We start from the raw sequence: 21,371 nt of genomic DNA, 5'->3' as shown, positions 1-21,371 counted from the left end.
CGGGCTGGCAGGGTGGACCCGTGAGGATCCGAGCTGCGCTGGCCACCGGGGCGCTGCTCGCCGTTGCTGCGTGCTCGGGATCGGCGGACGTCCAGCCGGACAGCTCACCACAGCCCGCGCCGACGCGCGACGCGCCCGAGGCCACGCCGAGCCCCGCTGCCACCCCGGCGCCGGTCTTTCCCGGCACCAGCTGGCCGCGGGCGGAGCGCGGCGACTGGACGGCGTTGGACGCCGATCTGGCCGCGAACGGATCCACGTGCGTGGCGGTCGTGAAGGACGGCCGTCTGGTCCACGACGCGTACTGGAACGGGGGATCTGCGCGCACCCCGCACAAGGTCTACTCGATCGCCAAGTCGCTCAGCTCGCTGCTGGTCGGGATGGCCGCCGGTGACGGGACGCTGGACCTGGACGCTCCCGCCGGCGAGCACGTCGAACAGTGGCGTGGGACCGAAGCCGGGCAGGTCACGGCGCGGTCGCTGCTGTCGATGACGTCGGGACGTCGCTGGTCCGATGCCGCCGACCGCCAGATGATCCGCGCCGTGCGCGACCAGTCGTCGTACGCGGCCGGCCTGGCCCAGGACGCTGCGCCGGGGGAGCGGTGGGTCTACGACAACGCAGCGGTGCAGACGCTCGAGTCGGTGCTGGACGACACGGTCGGTGCGGACGTCGGCGCCGCGGCGCAGGAGCGCCTGCTGGACCCGCTGGGCATGCGCGACACCGTCTGGGGTCGCGATGCGGTCGGCAATGCGCTGACCTACTCCGGCATGCAGTCGACGTGCCTGGACCTCGCGCGGGTCGGCCATCTCATGCTCAACACCGGCTCGTGGCGGGGTCGGCAGATCGTGCCCGGCGACTACGTGCGGGAGGCGACGCGTCCGTCGTCGGACCTGAACGCGGCGTACGGGCTGCTGTGGTGGACCAATGCCGAGGGCCGGGTCGTGGAGGTGCTCCGCCAGGCGGGCTTCGCCGCCGACAAGCCGCCGTACCGGGGGCGTCTCGCCCCGAACGTGCCCGCCGACGCCTTCTGGGCCTTCGGCTACGGCAACCAGTACATCGCGGTCGTCCCGAGCGAGGGCGTCGTCGCCGTCCGCCTCGGGGCCCGCCCCGCGGCGCCGGACCGGGTGAGCTTCGACGGATTCACCTCCGGCGTGCTGGACGCGCTCGACCAGTAGTGTCGGTCGTCGCTGCTTGGGTGCAGGCATGGACGTTGACGAACCCGGCTGGCCACTGATCGACGACTTCTTCGGCCGGCTCGCCGACGGGCGTGCCTCGGCGACCATCCGGCGCTACGCGCGGGTCCGCTCCCGGCTCTACGTCTTCCTCGACACCGCCGACCTGACGCTGGTGCTCGGCAGCGACCGGGCCGCGTTGCTGGAGGCCGAGCGGCAGCTGCACGACGACGGCGCGTTCTGGCAGCTGTTCGGGCCCGATGAGCTGGCGTGCTGCCTGCCGGACTTCCTGCACGAGCCCTGGCTGCCGGGTGGCGCCCAGGAGGCGAGGGTCCAGGTCACCGTCGTGGCCCGTTTGCTGGCCCTCCTGGGTCGCGCCTCCGCGCCAGACGTCCGGCGCGCGCGGGAGGAGATCGCCGCGCGTCCGGAGTCACCGGCCCCGGCCGCCCGCCTCCCGGCGCGCTTTCGCAGGGAGCCGGGTTGGCAGTGGTGATATAGTTGAAGCATCAACTAGTAGCGCAAGGATGTCCGGCATGGCCACGTACTCGATCACCGATCTCGACAACCGTCTTGCGCCCAGCGCGCTGATGCCGGTGCTGTTCGTGGGTCACGGCAGCCCGATGAACGCGATCTCGGACAATGCCTACACCCGCACGTGGCACCAGCTGGGGCAGGAGCTGCCGCAGGCGCAGGCCATCGTGGTCGTCAGCGCCCACTGGCTCACGCCGGGGCAGACCCACATCACCGATGCACCCAAGAACCCGATCATCTATGACTTCGGCGGCTTCCCCGCAGAGCTCTCGCGGGTGCGGTACGAGTCGGTCGGCGACACCGACGTGGCGCGGCTGCTGGCCCGCCAGCTGGTGGAGTACGAGGCTGAGCTCGACAAGCAGTGGGGGCTGGACCACGGCACGTGGAGCGTCCTGAAGCACCTGGCGCCCGCGCCGGAGGTGCCGGTCCTGCAGATCAGCATCGACTACACGATGCCGCTGCCCCAGCTCTACGAGCTCTACGGACGCCTGCGGGCGATGCGCCGCCGCGGTGTCGTGTTCATCGGCAGCGGAAACATCGTCCACGCCCTCGGTCGGGTCAAGTGGGACGGAGGCGCCGCCTGGGACTGGGCCGAGCAGTTCGACGCCGACACCGCCGTCGCCCTGCAGGAGCGCCAGCTCGGCAAGCTGCTCAATCCGTACGGCACGTGGGCCGAGGCCCGCATCGCGGTGCCGACCGATGACCACTACCGGCCGATGGTGGCGGCGCTGAGCCTGCTCGAGGACGACGAGGACATCCGCTTCTTCAACGACACGATCGATCACGGGTCGATCGGCATGCGCTCGTTCGTCACCGTCTGACCGGTACGTCGCCGCTTGTCGGCACCGGGACACTGGGGGTGTGAAACGTCCCCTCCTGTCACTGGCGTTCGCAGCCGTCCTGGCCCTGGCGATCGTGATCACCCTGGCCGTCGCACCTCGCGACGAGCCGGCGCCGGCAGCGACCGTGCCACCGGCCGCGCCGGCTCCCTCGGTGAAGCAGCTGACCGCCGTGTCGAAGGCCGCCGGCATCCCGCGGCGGGCGCTGTCGGCGTACGTCGCGGCCGCCCGCACGCTTGCGCGCGAGGAGCCCAGCTGCCGGATCGCGTGGAACACACTGGCCGGCATCGGCTCGGTCGAGAGCAGCCATGGCTCGTTCGCCGGTGCCAAGCTGGACGCCGGCGGGGTCGCCTCGCCGCGGATCCTGGGTGTCGCGCTGGACGGCACGGGCGGCAACCGCGCGATCGCCGACACCGACGGCGGGGCGCTGGACGGCGACCGCCGGTGGGACCGGGCGGTCGGCCCGTTGCAGTTCATCCCGACGACCTGGGCCGTGTACGGAGCCGACGGTGATGGCGACGGGAAGGTCGATCCGCACGACATCGACGACGCCGCACTGGCCGCCGGCCGCTACCTGTGCCGGGCCGGCGGCGACCTGAGCGGTTCTCGCGGATGGTCCGAGGCGGTGCTCACCTACAACCGCAGCGGCCCGTACGCCCGCAAGGTCTCCCGGATCGCCGGCCGGTACGCCGAGGCGACCTGAGGAGGCTGGCCGTCAGTCGACGGTCAGCTCGCCCATCTGGCCCCAGCCGTCCTGGTCGACGGTCTGGCTGATGATCAGCGGCGTCGACACCAGCGCCTGCGGCATGGTCTGCATGGCGGCGGCGAAGTGCTCACTGGTGACGTGAGCCTCGGCGGCGTCGTCGTCGAAGGCCTCGACGAGGACGAACTCGTTCGGGTCGTCGACACTGCGTGACCAGTCGAACCAGCGGTTGCCGGGCTCGGCACGGGTGGCCTCGGTGAACGGACGCACCAGCTCGAGCCAGCGATCGGTCCATTCGGGCTTGGTGCGGAACTTGACGACGATGAAGATCATGTCGCCACGTTATCCCGGGCGCGGTGGGCGCCCGGGAGGGTGGTTCAGGCCTGCTGCTCGCTGGCTTCCTGCTCGGCGAGCTGACGCTTCACGTCGTCCATGTCGAGATCGCGGACGGCCTGGATGACCTGCTCGAGGCCGGCCGCGGGGAGTGCTCCGGGCTGGGAGAAGACCAGGACGCCGTCGCGGAAGGCCATCAGCGTCGGGATCGAGGTGATCTGCGCGGCGGCCGCGAGCTGCTGCTGGTCCTCGGTGTCAATCTTGCCGAAGACGACATCGGGGTGCTTCTCGCTGGCAGCCTCGAAGACCGGCGCGAACTGCCGGCAGGGGCCGCACCACGATGCCCACCAGTCGACCAGCGTGATGCCGTCGGCTCCGATGACGTCGTCGATCGATTCCTGGGTCAGGGTGACGGTGCTCATGGGGCTACCTCTCGTGGAAGACTTCTACCCGTTGGTCAACGGTGCGGACCGGTCACGCATTCCCCGTTCCGTAAAGCGGACAGATTGTCCATTGCCGCGCCGTCATGGCTCGCAGGTGTCAGACTCTGCACGGGTGAGACAGAAAACAATCCTCGGTCGGGTCCGCTCGACGTCGTGAACGGAGCGGGTCGTGAAGTACGACAGACCGGTCTGGCAGATCATGCACGAGTGTGCAGACGCCATGCCGGCGGTCTTTCGGTACGAGGACGTGCGCAGCTGGTTCAAGGCGTACTACCCGGACGTCAACGAGGCCACGATCCGCGCCCACCTGATCGGGCTCACCGAGGGCGGCCGGGCCAAGCACGTCCAGTTCGCGCCGCGTTCCCCGGTGTTCCGCCGGGTCGCCCGCGGCGAGTACGAGAGCATCCCTCTGCACGAGCGCGGTGAGGACCCTCATGCGGCTGCGCCGGGTCCGCGCCGGCTCGCGATGTCGCTGGCCGGCGACCGGGCCGTGGCGCAGGGACGTGGGGGAGCCGTGGAGTCCGCGCCGGCCGACGACGGCGCCCCCGAGCAGCTCGTGCCGCACGTCGTGCTGCTGGGAAGCGTCGGCGAACGCGTCAACGTCCCGGCTCCCGCCAAGGAGGTCTACCGCGACGTCAGCTTCCAGCTGGCCCGGCTGGAGGCCGAGAGCAGCGGTGCCGACTGGTTCGTCCTGTCGGCCGAGCACGGGCTCATTGCGCCCCACGAGTGGATCTCGCCGGACTCGCGGACCCTCGACGAGCTGGACCCGGGCTACCGGGTCGTGTGGGCCAGCTGGGTCGTGACACGTCTCCAGTCGCTGGTCGGCTCGCTGGACGGCATGGTCGTCCGGGTGGATGCGCCCGCTGCCGTCATCGGGCCCCTCTACGCCGACCTGCAGGCCGCGGGGGCGGTGGTCTCGTCGGGTCCTGTCGTGTCCCTCGCGCCGCTCGAGCCCGAGACCTGGGACGAGGAGGCCGCCGACCTCGCTCCGGTCACCGCGATCGAGCCGTCGTCACCGGTCGGTGCCCACCTGTCCGATCCCCAGCAGGCGACGCCGTCGACCGATCTGGAGCTGCTGCCCCGGACGCCCGGCCTGTACGGGTGGGTCGTCGACGCGGACGGCGCTCGCGTGCTCAACCGCTGTCTGCGGCTACCGGTCGCGGCCGGGCTGGTGTTCGTCGGGCAGGTGGGTGGCTCGAGCTGGCACTCCCTGGTCGACCCCGTCCTCAACCTGCGCGACCACATCCAGACCGTCCAGCTGCACGGTCGCACGCGTGCCTCGACCTTCCGGATGACGCTGGCCACCGTCCTGAGCGACCACCTGGGCATGACCTCCGTGGACGACCCCGTCCTGACGACCTGGATGCTCGAGCACCTGTCGGTCTCGACCTGGGCGGTTCCCGACGGCGAGGGGCTGCGCGAGCTCGCCCAGCTGCTGGTCGCCGAGCTCGACCCCCCCCTGAACGTCGATCACCTGCCGGCCACGGAGTACCGCTCCCGGCTGCAGCAGATGCGCACCGCCTTGGCCTGACCGGCCGCGGCAGGCATCATCGAGGGCATGGAACGCCGAGCCCTCCTGTCAGGTCTGGCGGCCTTCGGTGCGATGGCACTGGTGGGCTGCAGTCGCAGCGACGACGATCCGGAGCCCGCCCCATCCTCGAGCGGGACCACCACGGAGGCGCCGGCCGCGAGCCCTGAAGCGTCGGCGGCGGGAACCCCGACCATCGCGGCGACGATCGCCACCGGGCTCAACGTCCCGTGGGGGATGGCGTTCCTTGCCAACGGCGACGCCCTGGTGTCGCAGCGTGACGAGGGCACGGTCGTCCGCATCGCCACCGACGGAACCGTCACGTTGCTGGGGGAGGTCCCCGGAGCGTCCGGCCGGCCGGGCGGTGAGGGTGGACTGCTGGGGATCGCGACGCCGCCGGGCGACGAGAGCGTCCTGTTCGCCTACGTCACGACCGGCAGCGACGACCGGATCGTGCGCATGAGCATGTCGGGCGGCTCGCTGGGTGAGCCGCAGGAGATCCTGACCGGGATCCCGATCGGATCGCGGCACCATGGCGGGCGGCTGCTGTTCGACCCGACCGGTGCGCTGTTCGTCTCGACCGGCGACGCGGGCAACGGTGAGCTGGCGCAGGATCGGGACTCGCTGGCCGGCAAGGTGCTGCGCATCGACCAGGACGGCCGAGCCGCGGCGGGCAACCCCTTCGGCAACCGCACGTGGTCGTACGGCCACCGCAACATCGAGGCCCTGGCCTTCGACGCCGACGGGCGGCTGTGGGCGGCGGAGTTCGGCGACAAGTCGGCCGATGAGCTCAACCTGATCGAGCGCGGCGGCAACTACGGGTGGCCGGACGTCGAGGGACGCAGCGACGACGGCGACTTCGTGAACCCGAAGGTCACCTGGGGCACCGACGAGTGCTCGCCGGCCGGACTGGCGATCACGAAGTCCACGGCATACGTCGGCGCGCTGCAGGGGGAGTGCCTGTACTCGGTGCCGCTGGACGGCACGTCGACCGGCAAGCCCAAGGCCTGGTTCGCCGGCGACCACGGACGCATCCGCAGCGTCGCGGTCGCCCCCGACGGTGCACTGTGGGTCGCCACGAGCAACACGGACGGTCGCGGTGACCCGGCCAAGGGGGACGACCGGATCCTCCGGGTCACGGTCTGAATCCTTTCGAGCCAGTTTCGTCCAAGACGAAGACACGGTCGCCTGGACAGGCGTAGCCTCCGACGGTTGTCGGATCGACAATCTGAATCAAAGGGAGCTCCCGTCGTGAGCCGTGTCAGCACCGTCCTCATCGCAATTGCCCTCACCTGTGGGTTGGTCGCGGTCGGTAGTACCGGGGCGTCCGCCGCGGACGCCACCGTCTCGATCAAGAAGATCGCCGACAAGACCGTCGCGTACAACAAGGCAGCGACGGTGCGGCCCCACGTCTCCCCGCGCGGGCACGTCAAAGTTCTCAGCAAGCGCCTCACTGTGAAGAGCGGCAAGCGGACGGTCGCCCGCAACGCAACGAAGGCGCGGCTTCGCGCCGGCAAGTACGCGGTCACCACCACGGTGCGTTACCGCACGTGGACGCGCGTCGGTTCGACCAAGACGTACGGACCGACCAAGGTGAAGACGCTCAAGCAGAAACTGACGATCAAGCAGCGGAGTCGGCCCGCGGCGAAGCCTTCTGGGTCGAAGGCGGCGAAGCCGTCGGGCTGGAACTGCCCGTCGTCCGCGCCCATCAAGGGCAATGCCTCGAGTCGCATCTACCACGTGCCCAGTGGCAGCTTCTACGGCCGTACCAAACCAGAGCAGTGCTTCGCCAACGAGGCCGACGCGATCAAGGCTGGCTACCGCAAGTCGAAGGTCTGACTCGCGAAGACTACCCGTCAGTAAGGCTCCCAGCGGGGCAAACATGAGGATATCCTCATGTCACTGCCATCACTGCTGAAGGAGACAGCCAATGGAAGAGTCCTCGTTCGAGATCGACTCCCGCCAGCTCGCCGAGACGTCCAGCCGGTTCCCGGCGCAGCGCCTGGCGCCTGCCGCGGCCCGGCCCTCCAGCGACGTCAGCTACCTGGCCGACGGCGCCGGCGCCGATTTCGGCCGGCACGCCTGGGACGAGGGCGGACACTACTGAGTCCCCGAGCACGAAGAAGCCCCCGGAGCGATGCTCCGGGGGCTTCTTGCTGTCACCTGGATCAGACCGGGCGGATGTTCGCGGCCTGCAGGCCCTTCTGGCCCTGCTCGACGTCGAACTCGACCTTCTGGTTCTCGTTCAGCGAGCGGTAGCCGCTGGTCTGGATGGCCGAGAAGTGCGCGAACACGTCCTCGCTGCCGTCGTCGGGGGCGATGAATCCAAAGCCCTTGTCAGCGTTGAACCACTTGACGGTTCCTGTTGCCATGTCCTTCTCCTCTTGGCGAGATGCCGCCCGCGACCTTCGCGCGCGATCGTCGCGACGTACATCCAACCTTCGAGAAGAACTCGACACCCCGGGAGGAAACTCATTCATTCGTACGGCCAACGTCGTGCAACTGGGATGCAGCCTAGGGCAAGCGGAACCGGTTTTGGCAAGAGATTGCGCAGGGAAAAAGAAAATTCTGCGTGAACGGCTTTACCCGCGAAATGGTCCGATCGGACTAGTCCCCATAGTCCGATCGGGCCAAAAGTCAAGACTTCCTCCGTCCCTGAATGTTGCCTAAGTTGTCTGCGTTGCGCGGGATTGCCCCACAAGGGCGAGCCCGGTTGCGGCGGGCGATCGTCTGACCGCACGTCTGGATACCAAATCAGTTGGGGGAACAGTGAAACGTGTGACATCGGGGCTCATGGGCCTCACCCTCGCGGCGTCGCTCGGTCTGGCCTATGCCTCACCGGGAACGGCCGCCGAAGCACCCTCGGTCAAGGCTCAGGACCAACCGAGCAAGGTCGGCAAGGACGATCTGCCGAATCCGCTGGAGGACAAGCGCCGCGCCCTGCGTGAGAGCGGCCTGACCTCGGTCATCAATGGTGAGGCCACCCCCGTCGACAAGAACGGTGCATCGGTGGTCAAGGTCGGCAAGGGCTACAGCCCGGCCGAGGCTGCGGCTCTGGCCAACAAGCGCGCCACGAAGAACCAGCGCCAGGCGATCCAGAAGAGCCAGAAGAAGGATCAGTACGTCGAGCTCAGCCAGGAGCGCGCCGACAAGATCTTCGTGATCCTCACCGAGTTCGGCAACCAGCGTCACCCCGACTTCCCCGACCAGGACACGGACCCGAGCGTGGAGGGTCCGACGACGTTCGACGGCCCGCTGCACAACCAGATCCCCCAGCCCGACCGGACGAAGGACAACTCGACCGTCTGGCAGAAGAACTACAACCGCAAGCACTACCAGGACCTCTACTTCGGCAGCGGTGACGGCGTCGAGTCGGTCAAGACCTACTTCGAGACGCAGTCCTCAGGCCGCTACACGGTCGACGGCCAGGTCCAGGACTGGGTCAAGGTGCCCTACAACGAGGCGCGCTACGGCCGCGACGAGTCCTACAGGACGGTCTGGAACCTCATCCAGGACTCGCTGACCGCGTGGGTCGCCGATCAGAAGGCGGCCGGCAGGACCGACGCCCAGATCAAGAAGACCATTGCCTCGTACGACCAGTACGACCGCTACGACTTCGACGGTGACGGCGACTTCAACGAGCCCGACGGCTACATCGACCACTTCCAGATCGTCCACGCAGGTGGCGACGAGGCGGACGGCGATCCGCAGCAGGGTGAGGACGCCATCTGGTCGCACCGCTGGTACGCCTTCGGCACCGACGCCGGTCTCACCGGCCCGCCCCAGAACCGTCTCGGCGGCGCCCAGGTCGGCAACACCGGCATCTGGGTGGGCGACTACACGGCCCAGCCCGAGAACGGCGGCCTGTCGGTCTTCGCCCACGAGTTCGGTCACGACCTCGGTCTCCCGGACGACTACGACACCTCCGGCGGCGGCGACAACAACAACGAGTACTGGACCCTGATGGCCCAGAGCCGCCTCAATGCCGCCGGCGAGGCACTGGGCACCCGCCCGGGCGACCTCGGCGCGTGGAACAAGCTGCAGCTCGGCTGGCTCGACTACGAGGCGCTCTCGACCAAGCAGCAGAAGACGCTGAACCTCGGGCCGGAGGAGTACAACACCAAGAAGGCCCAGGCCGCTGTCGTCGTGCTGCCCAAGAAGCAGATCATCAGGCAGAACGGTGCACCTGCCTCCGGGACCAAGCAGTTCTTCTCCGGATCGGGGGACGATCTCAACAACTCGATGACCACCAGCGTCGACCTGACCGGCAAGACCGCGGCCGTGCTCGACGCCAAGGTCCGGTACGAGATCGAGGCGGGCTACGACTACGCATACGTCCAGGCGCAGGCCGAGGGCGAGACGACGTGGAAGTCGCTCAACGGGACAGTCGGCGGCACGCCGATCCCGCTGGACCCCTCGGGCAACGCGGCGCTGTCCGGTGAGCAGAAGACGTGGGCCGCTCTCAACGTGCCGCTGGGTGCGTACGACGGCAAGAAGATCAAGCTGCGCTTCCTGTACAAGACCGACGGCGGCGTTGCCGAGGCCGGTTTGTTCGTCGACGACGTGACAGTCAAGGCCGGCACCGAGACGCTGCTGGCCGATGGTGCCGAGAACGGTGGCCCCACGTGGACCTTCGACGGGTTCTCGATCGTCGGTCCGACGTCGACCGATCTGTACGACAACTACTACATCGCCGGTCACCGGTCGTACGTCTCGTACGACCAGTACCTGCAGACGGGTCCGTACAACTTCGGCTTCGCCAACACCAAGCCGGACTGGGTCGAGCACTACAAGTACGGCCACGGCCTGTTGATCTCCTACTGGGACACCTCCCAGCGGGACAACAACACCAATGTGCACCCGGGCACGGGACGCAACCTGTACATCGACGCCAATCCCGAGCCGATCATCAACATCGCGACCGGCGCACCGTGGCGAGCGCGCATCCAGATGTACGACGCGCCGTTCTCGCTGCACAAGGCTGACTCGATGACGCTGCACACCAATGGCAAGCCCAGCTACATCCGTGGCCAGGCCGCCAAGCCGCTGTTCGACGACACCCAGAAGTACTGGTACGCCGAGCTGCCGAACCACGGTGTGAAGCTGCCCGCGGCCGGTGTCAAGATCCGTGTCCAGAAGGAGAACGGCACCAGCATGAAGGTCAAGTTCAACTAGACCGTTCCCACGATCGGGAGGGCGTCCACCGGGGGGTGGACGCCCTCCCTTCATGTGCGAGGAGGGCGGTGCGGCTACAGGTCGTAGTCGATGACCAGGGGAGCGTGGTCGGACCACCGCTCCGCCCAGCTCACCGCCCGGTCGACCGTCGCCGTGCGGGCCGTGGCGGCCAGCTCAGGGGTCGCGATCTGGTAGTCGATGCGCCACCCGGTGTCGGTGTCGAAGGCCTTGCCGCGCATCGACCACCAGGTGTACGGGCCGGGCACCGGTCCGGCGAGGGCGCGGTGCACGTCGACCCAGCCCAGCTCGCCGAAGAAGCGGTCGAAGTACGCCCGCTCCTCGGGCAGGAATCCAGCCTTCTTCTGGTTGGCCTTCCAGTTCTTGATGTCCAGCTCGGTGTGCCCGACGTTCAGGTCGCCGGTGACCACCGCGTGGTTCCCGGTGGCCCTGATCTCGGCCATGCGGACGACCATCTGGTCCAGGAACCGGTACTTCTCCTCCTGGCGCGGGGTGCCGGCCTCACCGGAGTGCACGTACGCCGAGACGGCCGTCAGGGTCGAGCCGTCGGGCAGCACGACATCGGCCTCGATCCAGCGGCCCGAGTCGTCGAAGTACGGATCGCCGTTGCCGACGCGGTGCGCCACCGGCGGGGTGCGGCTGAGCACGGCGACCCCCGCGCGTCCCTTGGCGGCTGCCTCGGTGTGGACCACGGAATAGCCGGTGTGCTCCAGGATCTGGTGCACGATCTCGTCGGGTGCCCGCACCTCCTGCAGGGTCACCACGTCGGCACCGCGCTCGGCGAGCCACTCGCTCAAGCCGGTCGCCTGACCGCGGGTCTTGTTGTGGGCGGCACGGATGCCGTTGACGTTGACGGTGGCGATTCGAAGCACGCGCTCACCCTAGTCGGCGGCTCCGACGCGTCGCGAATGTGTCGCGTGGGTGCGGGGTGACCTCGCGGCGTGGACAATGATGGCGTGATGATGTCCCGGCTGCGCGCTGCCCGCGGCAAGAGCTCGGGCTCCAGCGCGACGGCCGACGACAGCATGATGCTGCGACAGGTCATCGAGGCGACGCCCAATGCGATGGTCATGGTCGACTCCCGGGGACGCATCACCCTGGTCAACCAGCAGATGGAGATCCTGTTCGGCCACTCCCGCGCCGATCTGCTCGAGATGACCGTCGAGCGGCTGATCCCTGACCGTTTCAGAGAGCGCCATGTGGGATTCCGCGACGGATTCTTCCAGCGCCCGGACACGCGATCGATGGGCGCCGGTCGCGATCTGTTCGGCCGTCACGCGAGCGGACGCGAGTTCCCGATCGAGATCGGGCTCAACCCCATCCTGATCAACGAGGAGCACCACGTCCTCGCCTCGATCATCGACATCTCCGAGCGGCTGCAGATCCAGGCCACCGAGTCCGCTCGTACCGCCGATCGCCTGCGCGCCTCGATCCTGGCCAGCCTGCCGTTCAGCATCATCGCCTCGGAGCCCGATGGCACGATCGTCACGGCCAATCCGGCGGCCGAACGCCTGCTCGGCTTCGATCGCGACGAGCTCATCGGTTCGCCGATCAGTGCCGTGCGCACCGACACCACTGACCTGCCCCTGGTCGATGCCAGGACCGACGGGGGCGGCGAGCGCGAGGTCGACTACCACCGCAAGGACGGCCGTACGATCCCGGTCAACGAGTCGATCGCGCCGATCGACGGCGAGGACGGGATCGCGGGTGTCCTGTCGGTCGCGTACGACATCACCCAGCGCCGTGAGGCCGAGGCATTCATCCGGCACATGGCCGACTACGACTTCCTGACCGACCTGCCCAACCGCTCCAAGCTGTTCGAGCGTCTGGACGAGGATCTGCGCACCGCTGCCCGCACCGGCGTGGGCGTCACGGTCGGCCTCATCGACCTTGACCACTTCAAGCGGGTCAACGACTCCCTCGGGCACCACGTCGGGGACGAGCTGCTGGTCGAGATGGCTGCCCGGCTCAGCGCGGTGATGCACCCCAGTGACCTGGTGGCTCGTGTCGGCGGCGACGAGTTCGTGCTGGTGTTCACCGGCTCGCAGGACCCGGCGAGGCTCGGCAAGCGCATCGACGAGGTGCTGTCGGTCGTCCTCGAACCGGTGATCTGCTTCGGGCACGAGCTGGTCGTCACCGCCAGCATGGGGGTGGCGAGGTCGCCCGAGGCGGGTCAGGACCCGGCCACCCTGCTCAAGCACGCCGACACCGCGATGTACCACGCGAAGTCATCGGCGCGGAACAGCTACCGCTGGTTCGAGGGCTCGATGCTGGACGAGACGAACGACAAGCTCGAGATGGCCTCGGCGCTGCGGCACGCCCTCACCCGCCGGGAGCTGTCGGTGGTCTACCAGCCGCAGGTGTGCCTGCTCGAGGGCCACGTCATCGGGGTCGAGGCACTCGCCCGGTGGCGGACCGCGGACGGACACTCCATCTCGCCCGACCGCTTCATCCCTGCGGCCGAGGACAATGGCCTGATCATCCAGCTCGGCGAGTGGGTGCTGCGCCGGGCCTGCGAGGACGTCGTCGAGATGTCGGCGAAAGCGGGAGTTCCGCTGCGACTGGCAGTCAACGTCTCGCCGCGCCAGTTCCAGGATCGCGGCTGGCTGGACGTCGTGCGCCGCGCGCTGGCCGACTCGGGCCTGCCGCCCGAGCAGCTGGAGCTGGAGATCACCGAGGGCATCTTCATGGAGGACCCCCGTGAGGTCGTCGACGTGATGGACACGGTCCGCTCGCTCGGCGTGGGGATCGTCGTGGACGACTTCGGCACCGGGTTCTCCAGCCTGGCCTATCTGTCGCGGTTCACGATCGACAAGCTCAAGATCGACCGATCGTTCGTCGCCGACCTGGCCGCCGGGGGGACTGACGCCGCGATCGTCGACACGATCATCCTGATGGCGCACGCCCTGGGCATGACCGTCGTGGCCGAGGGAGTCGAGACCCTGGCCCAGCAGGAGTACCTGCAGGCCCGCTCGTGCGATGTCGGCCAGGGATTCCGGTACAGCGCGGCACTTCCGCCGGAGGAGTTGATCGAGCACATCGGCGGCTCCGAGGCGTCGTGGCGCGCGTCAGACGACCTGTAGGGCGGCGGCACGACCAGCGGCCCGGCCGCTGAACAGACATCCGCCCAGGAACGTGCCTTCCAGCGAGTTGTAGCCGTGGACGCCGCCGCCCCCGAAGCCGGCCACCTCACCGGCGGCGTACAGGCCGGGCAGGGGAGTGCCGTCGGCGCCGAGCACGCGGGAGTCCAGATCGGTCTCCAGCCCGCCCAGCGACTTGCGGGTCAGCACGTGCAGGCGCACGGCGATCAGCGGTCCCTTGGCGGGGTCGAGCAGCTTGTGCGGGCTCGCGACGCGGATCAGCTTGTCGCCGCGGTACGACCGGGCCTGGCGTAGCGCCGCGATCTGCAGGTCCTTGGTGAAGTCGTTGTCGAGCTCACGGTCACGGTCCTGCACCTGGCGACGCACCAGCTCGACGTCCACCGGGGCGTCGGGGGTCAGCCGGTTCATCCCGGCGACGAGCTCCTCGATCGTGTCGGCGACGACGAAGTCCTCACCGCGTGACTTGAACGCCTCGACCGGGCTGGTGGCGCCCTTGGAGAGGCGCTCCTTGACCAGCGTCCGGACGCTCTTGCCGGTCAGGTCGGGGTTCTGCTCCTGACCGGACAGCGCGAACTCCTTCTCGATGATCGCCTGGGTGAGGACGAACCAGGAGTGGTCGTGGCCGCTGTTGCGCAGCAGCTTGAGCGTCCCGAGCGTGTCGAACCCCGGCAGCCCCGGAACCGGCAGCCGCCGGCCGCCGCCGTCCAGCCACATCGAGGACGGTCCCGGCAGGATCCGGATGCCGTGCATCGGCCAGATCGGGTCGAAGTTCTTGATGCCCTCGACGTAGTGCCACATGCGGTCCCTGTTGACGTGGCTGGCGCCGGCCTTCTCGGCGATGGCGAGCATGCGCCCGTCCACGTGCTCCGGGACGCCCGAGATCATGTGCTCGGGGGGAGTGCCCAGGCGTGCGGGCCAGCTGGCGCGGACGAGGTCGTGGTTGCCGCCGATTCCGCCCGACGTGACGATGACCGCCTGCGCGGTCATCGAGAACTGGCCGATCGTCGTCCGGGACGTGGGCGCCGCCCGTGGAGCGTCCGTCGGCTCCAGCACGTGTCCGCTGACCCCCGTCACGACCCCGTCGGTGACCATGAGCTCGTCGACCTGGTGGCGGAACGCGAACTGCACCAGCCCTTTCTCGTGCCCCGCACGGACGATGCGCTCGAACGGCTCGACGATGCCGGGGCCGGTTCCCCAGGTGATGTGGAAGCGGGGGACCGAGTTGCCGTGGCCACCGGCCAGGCCGCCGCCGCGCTCGGCCCAACCCACGACCGGGAAGATGCTGTGCCCCTTCTCCTTGAGCCAGGCCTGCTTCTCGCCGGCGGCGAAGTGGACGTACGCCTCGGCCCATCGACGTGGCCACAGGTCCTCGTCGCGGTCGAACTGGGCGCTGCCGGCCCAGTCCTGCAGGGCGAGGTCGACCGAGTCCTTGATGCCCATGCGCCGCTGCTGCGGGGAGTCGACCAGGAACAACCCACCGAACGACCAGTAGGCCTGGCCACCCATTCCCTGCTCGCCCTCCTGGTCGACCAGCACGACGCTGCGGCCCGCCTGCACCAGCTCTGCGGTGGCCACGAGTCCGGCCAGACCGGCGCCGACGACGATCACATCTGCATTCATGAGCCCGATTGTGGCGTACCGCTCGGCCACGCCCGCAGGTGACAGCCAGTAAACAATACCGGGACACGGGGCTGATCGACTGTCGCAGGTGCCTCGTTGCCACTACATTCAGGGCCGTACATCATTGATCGTTGGGAGAGAACACGTTATGGCCACTGACTTCAAGTCAATCGGCAAGTTCGAACAGGGGGCGATGATCGCTGGTGCAGTCGCCCTCATCTTGTCGTTCTTCGAAAGCTACGTCACGGTGAGCGCGGGAGGATTCTCCGCCGGAACCAACGCCTGGGACAGCTACGCCACCCTCGGTGTGCTGCTGCTCATCGCCGCCACCGCGATCATCGCGGTCAAGGCGTTCGCCGGGGAGAACCTGCCGGCCGGTGTGCCGTGGAGCCTCATCGCGGCCGGCGCAGCCGGTCTGGGCACGCTGCTGCTCATCCTGCGGGCGTTCACCTACTCCGACGGCGGCCTGGGCTCGCGCGTCGACGTCGGCCCCGGCTGGTCGGGTTGGGTCCTGTTCATCGCGGGCATCGCGTTGACGGCGTTCGCCTTCCTGTCGTCCAAGGCGTCGGGCGAGAAGCTGCCGCAGGGCAACCGCGGCGGTCACACGACCCCGCCGGCTCCGCCTGCTGCCTGATCGATCACCACCCGTGAAAGGGCCCGGCTCCGGCCGGGCCCTTTTGCACGTCAGGACGAGAACGGTGGACGGTCGTCGAGCTGCACGGACCGGCGACCGGCCCAGCGCCAGACGCGGGCCGTGAGGTCACGGTCCTCGTCGGTCACGAGGTTGCCCATGACCCGCAGCGCGAAGGTCATCAGCGCGGGCGAGCGCATCCCGATCGGTCCGGCGGTCGGCAGCAGGTGCGGAATCGTGATGAGCCCGGCCAGTCGCCGCGCGATCGAGAACGCCTCGCCGTACTGGCTGGTCAGCAGCTGGGGCCACGCCGAGGCCAGGTCGGCACGCGCGTGCAGCAGCTCGGCAGCCACGCGGCCGGTCTCCAGCCCGTAGTCGATGCCCTCGCCGTTGAGCGGGTTGACGCATCCGGCGGCGTCGCCGATCAGCATCCAGTTCGGGCCGGCCACCCCTGACACGGCGCCGCCCATCGGCAGCAGGGCGCTGGTCGGGGCGCGCAGCTCGCTGGTCAGGTCCCACTCCTGGCGACGCAGCGTCGCGTAGTACTCCATCAGGGGGCGGATCTGCAGCTCGGCGGGACGCTTGGCGGTCGCCAGCGCGCCCACGCCGAGGTTGACCTCGCCGTTGCCGAGCGGGAAGATCCAGCCGTATCCGGGCAGCAGCTCGCCATCTTCGCCGCGCAGCTCGAGGTGCGAGGCTATCCACGGGTCGTCGCTGCGACCGGACTTGACGTACGAGCGTCCGGCCACGCCGTAGGCGGTGTCGCGGTGCCACTCACGTCCCAGCACCCGGCCGAGGGGGGAGCGGACGCCGTCGGCCACGACGAGCCGCTCGCACGCGACGGTGTGCCGGGTCCGGTCGGCGCCGACCTGGAACACCACCCCGGTGACCATGCCGGTGTCGTCGCGCTCGACGTCGACGGCACGGGCGCCCTCGAACGGTGTCGCTCCGGCGTCCGTCGCCAGGCGGAAGATCTTGTCGTCCAGCTCGGTGCGGGGGACCGCCGAGCCGTAGTCGGGCAGGGACCCTCCGGGCCAGGGGAGCAGCAGCTCCTGGCCGAAGCCGGCGGCGCGCAGCCCGCGGTTCGTGCCGTGGCCGCGGACCCACTCGTCCAGACCGAGCCGGTCGAGCTCGGCGATCGCCCGCGGCGTCAACCCGTCGCCGCACGTCTTGTCCCGCGGGAACGTGGCCGCATCGGCCAGGACGGTGTCCATCCCCAGGCGGGCCGTCCACGCCGCGGCCGCCGAGCCGGCGGGGCCGGCCCCGACCACGAGGACATCAGTGCGGGTCGGCAAGGTCATGCTGCGATTCTCCCAGAGCGCTGGTCGGCTGGCAGGATGGGGCGCATGAGCTCTGCGGACACCGCCGCCCACCGCACTCGCGAGGTCCACTTCGCGTCGCGCGGTTCGTCGTACTTCGACGTCCTGCTCGCCGTGTTCTGCGTCGTGCTGGTCGTGTCGAACATCGCCGCCACCAAGGGCACCCAGTTCTTCTCCGGCGACGTGTCGATCGGGCCGGTGCAGATCCTGCCGGTGTTCTCCGACGGCGGCGCGGTGCTGTTTCCGCTGGCGTACATCATCGGCGACGTCATCTCCGAGGTGTACGGACTGCGCGCCGCCCGCCGCGCCATCCTGGTCGGCTTCGGCACGGCGATCCTGACGTTCCTGACCTTCCTGGCCGTCATGAAGCTGCCGAGCGCGGAGTTCTACGAGAACCAGGCCGCCTTCGAGAGCGTCGTGTGGTCGGGCGGGCAGATCGTCGCGGCCTCACTCGTCGCCTACGTCGTGGGGCAGTTCCTGAACTCCTACGTGCTGGTCCGGATGAAGGCCCGCTCCGCCGAGCCGGGCCTCTGGCGCCGCCTGGCCGGCTCCACCGGCGTCGGCGAGGCCGCCGACACGTTCATCTTCTGCGCCATCGCCGCCTCGGCCATCGGCATCACCACCGGCGGCCAGTTCCTCAACTACGTCGTCGTCGGCTTCGTGTTCAAGTGCGCCGTCGAGCTGCTCGTCATGCCGGTCACGATGCTCGTCATCCGCATCCTCAAGCAGCGCGAACCGTCCTACTGGTCCTGACCCCGCCGCCCACGGCGGTGACGGTTTACCACGGTCCCTCCGCAAACGTCGTCCGCCCCAGGGAAGTTACCCGCGGGCGGACGACGTTTGCCTCGGGCGGACGTCCGACTACGACGGTTTGCCCAGGGACCGTGGTAAACCGTCAGGCGTAGAAGCGGGCCAAGAAGTCGTCACGGAAGTCGGCGAACGTGCCGGCGTCGATGTGGCGTCGCATGTCGTCGACCAGGCGGACCGTGAACCGCTCGTTGTGGATCGTGCACAGCGTCGCCGCGATGTACTCCTTGGTCTTGAACAGGTGGTGCAGGTACGCCTTGGAGTAGTGCGCGCACGTGTAGCAGTCGCACTCCGGGTCGATCGGCCCGAAGTCGCGGCGTGAGGCGGCCACCAGCAGGTTGTAGCGTCCGGTCATGGCGTAGACGCGTGACGACCGCGCGACGCGCGACGGCGAGACGCAGTCGAAGGTGTCGGCGCCGTTCTCCACCGCGGTGAACAGGTCGTCGGGCTCGCTGATGCCGAGCAGGTGCCGCGGCTTGTCGACCTGCAGCTCCTCGCACACCCAGCGGACGATCGTGCCGAGGTTCTCCTTCTCGATCGCCCCGCCGATGCCGTAGCCGTCGAAGTCGAGCCCGACCAGCCCGCGTGCGGCCCGCCGGCGAAGGTCCTCGTGCTGCGCGCCCTGCACGACGCCGAACAGCGCCTGCGCCGGCTTGTCGGCGCGCAGCTCGGACAGCCGCTGGTGCTCCTTGACGCAGCGTTCCGCCCACGCCTGGGTCCGCGCCAGTGACGAGACCTGGTAGTCGTAGGAGTTCATCAAGGTGGTCAGCTCGTCGAACGCGAACATGATGTCGGCACCCAGCTGGTGCTGGATCTGCATCGACACCTCTGGCGTGAACCGGTGCATCGAGCCGTCCAGGTGCGACTTGAAGGTCACACCGTCGTCGTCGACGGTGGCCAGGCGGTCCTTGCCCTCGGCGATGACGTCATCGGCCTGCACCGAGTGGGCGTCCATCGACAGGGTCTTCTTGAAGCCGGCACCCAGCGACAGCACCTGGAAGCCACCGGAGTCGGTGAACGTCGGGCCGCGCCAGTTCATGAACGCGCCCAGACCGCCCGCCTCGTCGACAATGTCGGCGCCCGGCTGCAGGTACAGGTGGTAGGCGTTGGCCAGCAGCGCCTGCGCGCCGAGGTCGGACATCTGCTCGGGCAGGACGGCCTTGACGGTGGCCCGGGTCCCCACCGGGATGAACGCCGGCGTGCTGATGTCGCCGTGGGGGGTCGAGATGGTGCCGGTGCGTCCGAGCGCCCCGGGGAGCTCTGTGCCGAGGGTGAACATCGCACCATCCAATCAGGGCAGCCCGACCACCTGGACCGCGGTGGCCAGCGCACCGCCGGTCAGCACGATGAACACCAGGTTCCACACCGGCGCGGGCAGGACCGTGAGCCTGGCCAGGACGTCCGCATCGGTGGTGCGGGTCCGCACCCGGCGGCGGTGCGCCCACAGGTCGAGGGACGTGCGGGGCGCCGCCCCGAGCAGGAACCAGGCAAACGTCAGGGCGGCGAAGTCACGGACGTCCGCGGGCGCGCGCCAGATCAGCAGCGCGACCGCGCCGCCCACGACCAGGACGACCAGCAGGCCGAACCAGTTGCGGATGAAGGCCAGCATCACCGCGAGCGTCCCGAGGCCGGCGTACAGCGCGGCCCCGGTCAGACCGCGGTGCACGAGCACCACGGAGACCAGGCCCAGCACCGCCGGTGCGAGGTAGCCGGCAGCGGCCGTCGCGATCATGCCGGGCCCACGCGGCTTGCCGCTGGACACGGTCAGCCCGGACGTGTCGGTGTGCAGCCGGATGCCGTTGAGCCGGCGTCCGGTCAGCACCGCGACGGCGGCGTGCCCGGCCTCGTGCACGAGGGTCACGACGTGGCGGGTGATCGACCACAGGGGCGGCACGACGATCAGCACAGCGGCTGTCGCCGCTGCCGCCCACGGCGTGTTCAGTGCTCAGCCCTTCGGTCGGTCGACGAGCTCGACGCGGCTCGCGTCGCGGGCGGATGCGCCCATCGCCGCGGCGAGGCGGTGGTGGACGGCGCCCTCACGGTGACGGCTCTGGCGGTCCAGCGCCAGGCCGAGCGCGGTCTGCGCCCACGCGCTGGTCGGCTCGAGCTCCACCAGGCGGCGGAACGCGTCCTCGGCGGGGCACAGCTGGGCAGCGGCGAAGTGGGAGCGTCCCAGCAGCTCCCAGCCGGCAGCGTTGCCGGGCTCGGCGTCGACGACCTTGCGCAGCACGCGCGCGGCGTCCCGCGGGTACCGCGAGTCCAGCAGCTCTTCACCCAGTCGGAACGCGTCGAAGATCTCCATGGCGGCGATCTTCTCGTCAGTGATGTTCGGGGTCAGGTAGATGGTCATGATGCGCTCCTCTCGGTGAGCTCGGTGCCGTCAACACGCGACCGCGGGGCTTCATTCCGCGGGTTGCGGCGTCGGGGCGGACGGCTCCGGCGCGCTTTGGGTGGGGCTGGCCGACGGGCGCGGTGTCGGTGCCGGGGCCGGGGTCGTCGCGGTGGGGGCAGGCGTCGACATGGTCGGCGCGGGTGCCGTCGACCGGCCGTCCTCGGGCGTCGCCGTCGGCTTCGGGCCGTCGGGGGTGTCCTTCGTGCCGTCGTCGCCGCCGCCCGAGCCGCCCTTGTCCTTCGTGTCGTCCTTGCTGTCCTTGCTGTCCTTGGCGCCCTTGCTGCCGCCGAAGGTGTCGCCGATGGTCGTGCCGCGGGACCCGTCCAGGCTCTTGTCGGACACCAGCTCGTAGGTCGTGATGGTGGTCAAGGCAATGATGACCACCACGATCGTGGTGATGATGATCTTGCGCCACGGCAGCTCACGCTCGTCCTCGGAGACGACCTCGGCGCTGCGCACCGGCGACCGCTCGGCCTCGGCGATCTCGTCCAGGGCCTCGGCGATCTCGCCGTCCTGGACGGTCCGCTCGACCACGGCGCCGGACGCCGTCTGGGCGAGCAGGGTCTTGCCGCGGTCCAGCGTGCGGACGTAGATGGCCGAGCCAACCGTCGCCACGAAGCTGCCCAGCGCGACGCCGATCATCGTCCCGGCGACGCCGAGGCGCGAGGCGAGCCACGCCGAGGTCACGGCGGCGAGGACACTGCCGGTGACCTGCAACCAGGAGATGTCGCTGAGCAGACCTCTACTTCGTTCAGACATGGC

Annotated in this window: 22 protein-coding genes; 12 read left to right on the top strand and 10 right to left on the bottom strand. The window is 69.3% G+C overall.

The genetic code is table 11. The features are described from left to right. The first annotated feature begins 20 nt into the window (after nt 1-20). From NQV15_RS10685 to NQV15_RS18130, 4 genes are read left to right on the top strand one after another with little or no spacing between them, the layout of a single operon-like run. Nucleotides 21-1,172: a serine hydrolase domain-containing protein gene (locus NQV15_RS10685; protein ID WP_232399840.1), complete on the top strand. Its 1,152-nt coding sequence runs from the start codon at nt 21-23 to the stop codon at nt 1,170-1,172. A gap of 28 nt (nt 1,173-1,200) precedes the next feature. Continuing rightward, a complete protein-coding gene (locus NQV15_RS10680; protein ID WP_232399839.1) occupies nt 1,201-1,662 on the top strand; it encodes a hypothetical protein in 462 nt (153 codons plus the stop codon). Nucleotides 1,663-1,702: 40 nt separating this feature from the next. Then, nucleotides 1,703-2,521: a dioxygenase family protein gene (locus NQV15_RS10675; protein WP_232399838.1), complete on the top strand. Its 819-nt coding sequence runs from the start codon at nt 1,703-1,705 to the stop codon at nt 2,519-2,521. A 40-nt stretch (nt 2,522-2,561) separates the two neighbouring features. Next, nucleotides 2,562-3,242, top strand: a complete 681-nt coding sequence (locus NQV15_RS18130; protein WP_306459341.1) for a lytic transglycosylase domain-containing protein — start codon at nt 2,562-2,564, stop codon at nt 3,240-3,242. Between the two features lie 12 nt (nt 3,243-3,254). Here NQV15_RS18130 and NQV15_RS10665 read toward each other — a convergent pair whose 3' ends face one another. After that, nucleotides 3,255-3,575: a putative quinol monooxygenase gene (locus tag NQV15_RS10665; protein ID WP_232399837.1), complete on the bottom strand. Its 321-nt coding sequence runs from the start codon at nt 3,573-3,575 to the stop codon at nt 3,255-3,257. 44 nt (nt 3,576-3,619) lie between these two features. After that, nucleotides 3,620-3,997 (bottom strand): thioredoxin, encoded by a 378-nt coding sequence (trxA, locus tag NQV15_RS10660; RefSeq protein WP_232399836.1) that lies wholly within the window; start codon nt 3,995-3,997, stop codon nt 3,620-3,622. A 190-nt stretch (nt 3,998-4,187) separates the two neighbouring features. Here trxA and NQV15_RS10655 point away from each other — a divergent pair, with 190 nt between their 5' ends. From NQV15_RS10655 to NQV15_RS10640, 4 genes are all read left to right on the top strand, one after another. After that, a complete protein-coding gene (locus NQV15_RS10655; protein ID WP_232399835.1) occupies nt 4,188-5,549 on the top strand; it encodes a DUF7669 domain-containing protein in 1,362 nt (453 codons plus the stop codon). Between the two features lie 27 nt (nt 5,550-5,576). After that, nucleotides 5,577-6,692 (top strand): PQQ-dependent sugar dehydrogenase, encoded by a 1,116-nt coding sequence (locus tag NQV15_RS10650; protein WP_232399834.1) that lies wholly within the window; start codon nt 5,577-5,579, stop codon nt 6,690-6,692. A 105-nt stretch (nt 6,693-6,797) separates the two neighbouring features. Then, nucleotides 6,798-7,385, top strand: coding sequence for a sunset domain-containing protein (locus tag NQV15_RS10645; protein ID WP_232399833.1), 588 nt, complete (start codon nt 6,798-6,800; stop codon nt 7,383-7,385). Nucleotides 7,386-7,476: 91 nt separating this feature from the next. Beyond that, nucleotides 7,477-7,653 carry a hypothetical protein gene (locus NQV15_RS10640; protein WP_232399832.1) on the top strand — a complete coding sequence of 59 codons (177 nt, stop codon included), beginning with the start codon at nt 7,477-7,479 and terminating at the stop codon, nt 7,651-7,653. A gap of 61 nt (nt 7,654-7,714) precedes the next feature. Here the strand turns inward: NQV15_RS10640 and cspE are convergent, their stop codons facing one another. Beyond that, complete coding sequence (cspE, locus tag NQV15_RS10635) at nt 7,715-7,918, bottom strand: transcription antiterminator/RNA stability regulator CspE (RefSeq protein WP_232399831.1); 204 nt, start codon at nt 7,916-7,918, stop codon at nt 7,715-7,717. A 406-nt stretch (nt 7,919-8,324) separates the two neighbouring features. On the opposite strand from cspE, the gene NQV15_RS10630 reads away from it, so the two are divergent. Continuing rightward, on the top strand, nt 8,325-10,721 hold the full coding sequence (locus NQV15_RS10630; protein WP_232399830.1) for an immune inhibitor A domain-containing protein: 2,397 nt from the start codon (nt 8,325-8,327) through the stop codon (nt 10,719-10,721). A 74-nt stretch (nt 10,722-10,795) separates the two neighbouring features. Here the strand turns inward: NQV15_RS10630 and NQV15_RS10625 are convergent, their stop codons facing one another. Continuing rightward, the gene (locus NQV15_RS10625; protein ID WP_232399829.1) at nt 10,796-11,611 is read right to left on the bottom strand and encodes an exodeoxyribonuclease III; all 816 of its coding nucleotides are present in this window, start codon (nt 11,609-11,611) and stop codon (nt 10,796-10,798) included. An 87-nt stretch (nt 11,612-11,698) separates the two neighbouring features. Here NQV15_RS10625 and NQV15_RS10620 point away from each other — a divergent pair, with 87 nt between their 5' ends. After that, complete coding sequence (locus NQV15_RS10620; RefSeq protein WP_232399986.1) at nt 11,699-13,822, top strand: putative bifunctional diguanylate cyclase/phosphodiesterase; 2,124 nt, start codon at nt 11,699-11,701, stop codon at nt 13,820-13,822. Here NQV15_RS10620 and NQV15_RS10615 read toward each other — a convergent pair. Further along, nucleotides 13,808-15,460: an FAD-binding dehydrogenase gene (locus NQV15_RS10615; RefSeq protein WP_232399828.1), complete on the bottom strand. Its 1,653-nt coding sequence runs from the start codon at nt 15,458-15,460 to the stop codon at nt 13,808-13,810. The two genes, NQV15_RS10620 and NQV15_RS10615, sit on opposite strands and share 15 nt — an antisense overlap. A 148-nt stretch (nt 15,461-15,608) precedes the next feature. Here NQV15_RS10615 and NQV15_RS10610 point away from each other — a divergent pair, with 148 nt between their 5' ends. Next, on the top strand, nt 15,609-16,094 hold the full coding sequence (locus NQV15_RS10610) for a hypothetical protein (protein ID WP_257125041.1): 486 nt from the start codon (nt 15,609-15,611) through the stop codon (nt 16,092-16,094). Between the two features lie 50 nt (nt 16,095-16,144). Here NQV15_RS10610 and NQV15_RS10605 read toward each other — a convergent pair whose 3' ends face one another. Then, complete coding sequence (locus NQV15_RS10605) at nt 16,145-17,392, bottom strand: geranylgeranyl reductase family protein (RefSeq protein WP_232399826.1); 1,248 nt, start codon at nt 17,390-17,392, stop codon at nt 16,145-16,147. Between the two features lie 45 nt (nt 17,393-17,437). On the opposite strand from NQV15_RS10605, the gene NQV15_RS10600 reads away from it, so the two are divergent. Then, nucleotides 17,438-18,163 (top strand): queuosine precursor transporter, encoded by a 726-nt coding sequence (locus tag NQV15_RS10600; RefSeq protein WP_232399825.1) that lies wholly within the window; start codon nt 17,438-17,440, stop codon nt 18,161-18,163. Between the two features lie 142 nt (nt 18,164-18,305). On the opposite strand, the gene tgt is transcribed toward NQV15_RS10600, so the two are convergent. The 4 genes from tgt to NQV15_RS10580 are packed head-to-tail and all read right to left on the bottom strand — an operon-like array spanning nt 18,306 to nt 21,368. Then, nucleotides 18,306-19,496 (bottom strand): tRNA guanosine(34) transglycosylase Tgt, encoded by a 1,191-nt coding sequence (gene tgt, locus NQV15_RS10595; RefSeq protein WP_232399824.1) that lies wholly within the window; start codon nt 19,494-19,496, stop codon nt 18,306-18,308. 12 nt (nt 19,497-19,508) lie between these two features. Beyond that, nucleotides 19,509-20,159 carry a M50 family metallopeptidase gene (locus tag NQV15_RS10590; protein WP_255669994.1) on the bottom strand — a complete coding sequence of 217 codons (651 nt, stop codon included), beginning with the start codon at nt 20,157-20,159 and terminating at the stop codon, nt 19,509-19,511. Nucleotides 20,160-20,162: 3 nt separating this feature from the next. Next, on the bottom strand, nt 20,163-20,567 hold the full coding sequence (locus NQV15_RS10585; RefSeq protein WP_232399822.1) for a tetratricopeptide repeat protein: 405 nt from the start codon (nt 20,565-20,567) through the stop codon (nt 20,163-20,165). 51 nt (nt 20,568-20,618) lie between these two features. Then, nucleotides 20,619-21,368: a hypothetical protein gene (locus NQV15_RS10580; protein WP_232399821.1), complete on the bottom strand. Its 750-nt coding sequence runs from the start codon at nt 21,366-21,368 to the stop codon at nt 20,619-20,621. Nucleotides 21,369-21,371: the final 3 nt, after the last annotated feature.

The sequence above is a fragment of the Aeromicrobium wangtongii genome, assembly GCF_024584515.1.
GTDB classification, from domain to species: Bacteria; Actinomycetota; Actinomycetes; order Propionibacteriales; family Nocardioidaceae; genus Aeromicrobium; species Aeromicrobium wangtongii.
Note: the sequence above shows the minus strand (reverse complement) of the source record. Positions and strands in the feature narration are given on the sequence as shown.

Coding starts and splice junctions, on each gene's coding strand:
- NQV15_RS10680 (WP_232399839.1), top strand. CDS start 1,201: ATGGACGTTGACGAACCCGGCTGGCCACTGATCGACGACTTCTTCGGC.
- NQV15_RS10675 (WP_232399838.1), top strand. CDS start 1,703: ATGGCCACGTACTCGATCACCGATCTCGACAACCGTCTTGCGCCCAGC.
- NQV15_RS10665 (WP_232399837.1), bottom strand. CDS start 3,575: ATGATCTTCATCGTCGTCAAGTTCCGCACCAAGCCCGAATGGACCGAT.
- trxA (WP_232399836.1), bottom strand. CDS start 3,997: ATGAGCACCGTCACCCTGACCCAGGAATCGATCGACGACGTCATCGGA.
- NQV15_RS10650 (WP_232399834.1), top strand. CDS start 5,577: ATGGAACGCCGAGCCCTCCTGTCAGGTCTGGCGGCCTTCGGTGCGATG.
- NQV15_RS10640 (WP_232399832.1), top strand. CDS start 7,477: ATGGAAGAGTCCTCGTTCGAGATCGACTCCCGCCAGCTCGCCGAGACG.
- cspE (WP_232399831.1), bottom strand. CDS start 7,918: ATGGCAACAGGAACCGTCAAGTGGTTCAACGCTGACAAGGGCTTTGGA.
- NQV15_RS10620 (WP_232399986.1), top strand. CDS start 11,699: ATGATGTCCCGGCTGCGCGCTGCCCGCGGCAAGAGCTCGGGCTCCAGC.
- NQV15_RS10615 (WP_232399828.1), bottom strand. CDS start 15,460: ATGAATGCAGATGTGATCGTCGTCGGCGCCGGTCTGGCCGGACTCGTG.
- NQV15_RS10610 (WP_257125041.1), top strand. CDS start 15,609: ATGGCCACTGACTTCAAGTCAATCGGCAAGTTCGAACAGGGGGCGATG.
- NQV15_RS10605 (WP_232399826.1), bottom strand. CDS start 17,392: ATGACCTTGCCGACCCGCACTGATGTCCTCGTGGTCGGGGCCGGCCCC.
- NQV15_RS10600 (WP_232399825.1), top strand. CDS start 17,438: ATGAGCTCTGCGGACACCGCCGCCCACCGCACTCGCGAGGTCCACTTC.
- tgt (WP_232399824.1), bottom strand. CDS start 19,496: ATGTTCACCCTCGGCACAGAGCTCCCCGGGGCGCTCGGACGCACCGGC.
- NQV15_RS10585 (WP_232399822.1), bottom strand. CDS start 20,567: ATGACCATCTACCTGACCCCGAACATCACTGACGAGAAGATCGCCGCC.
- NQV15_RS10580 (WP_232399821.1), bottom strand. CDS start 21,368: ATGTCTGAACGAAGTAGAGGTCTGCTCAGCGACATCTCCTGGTTGCAG.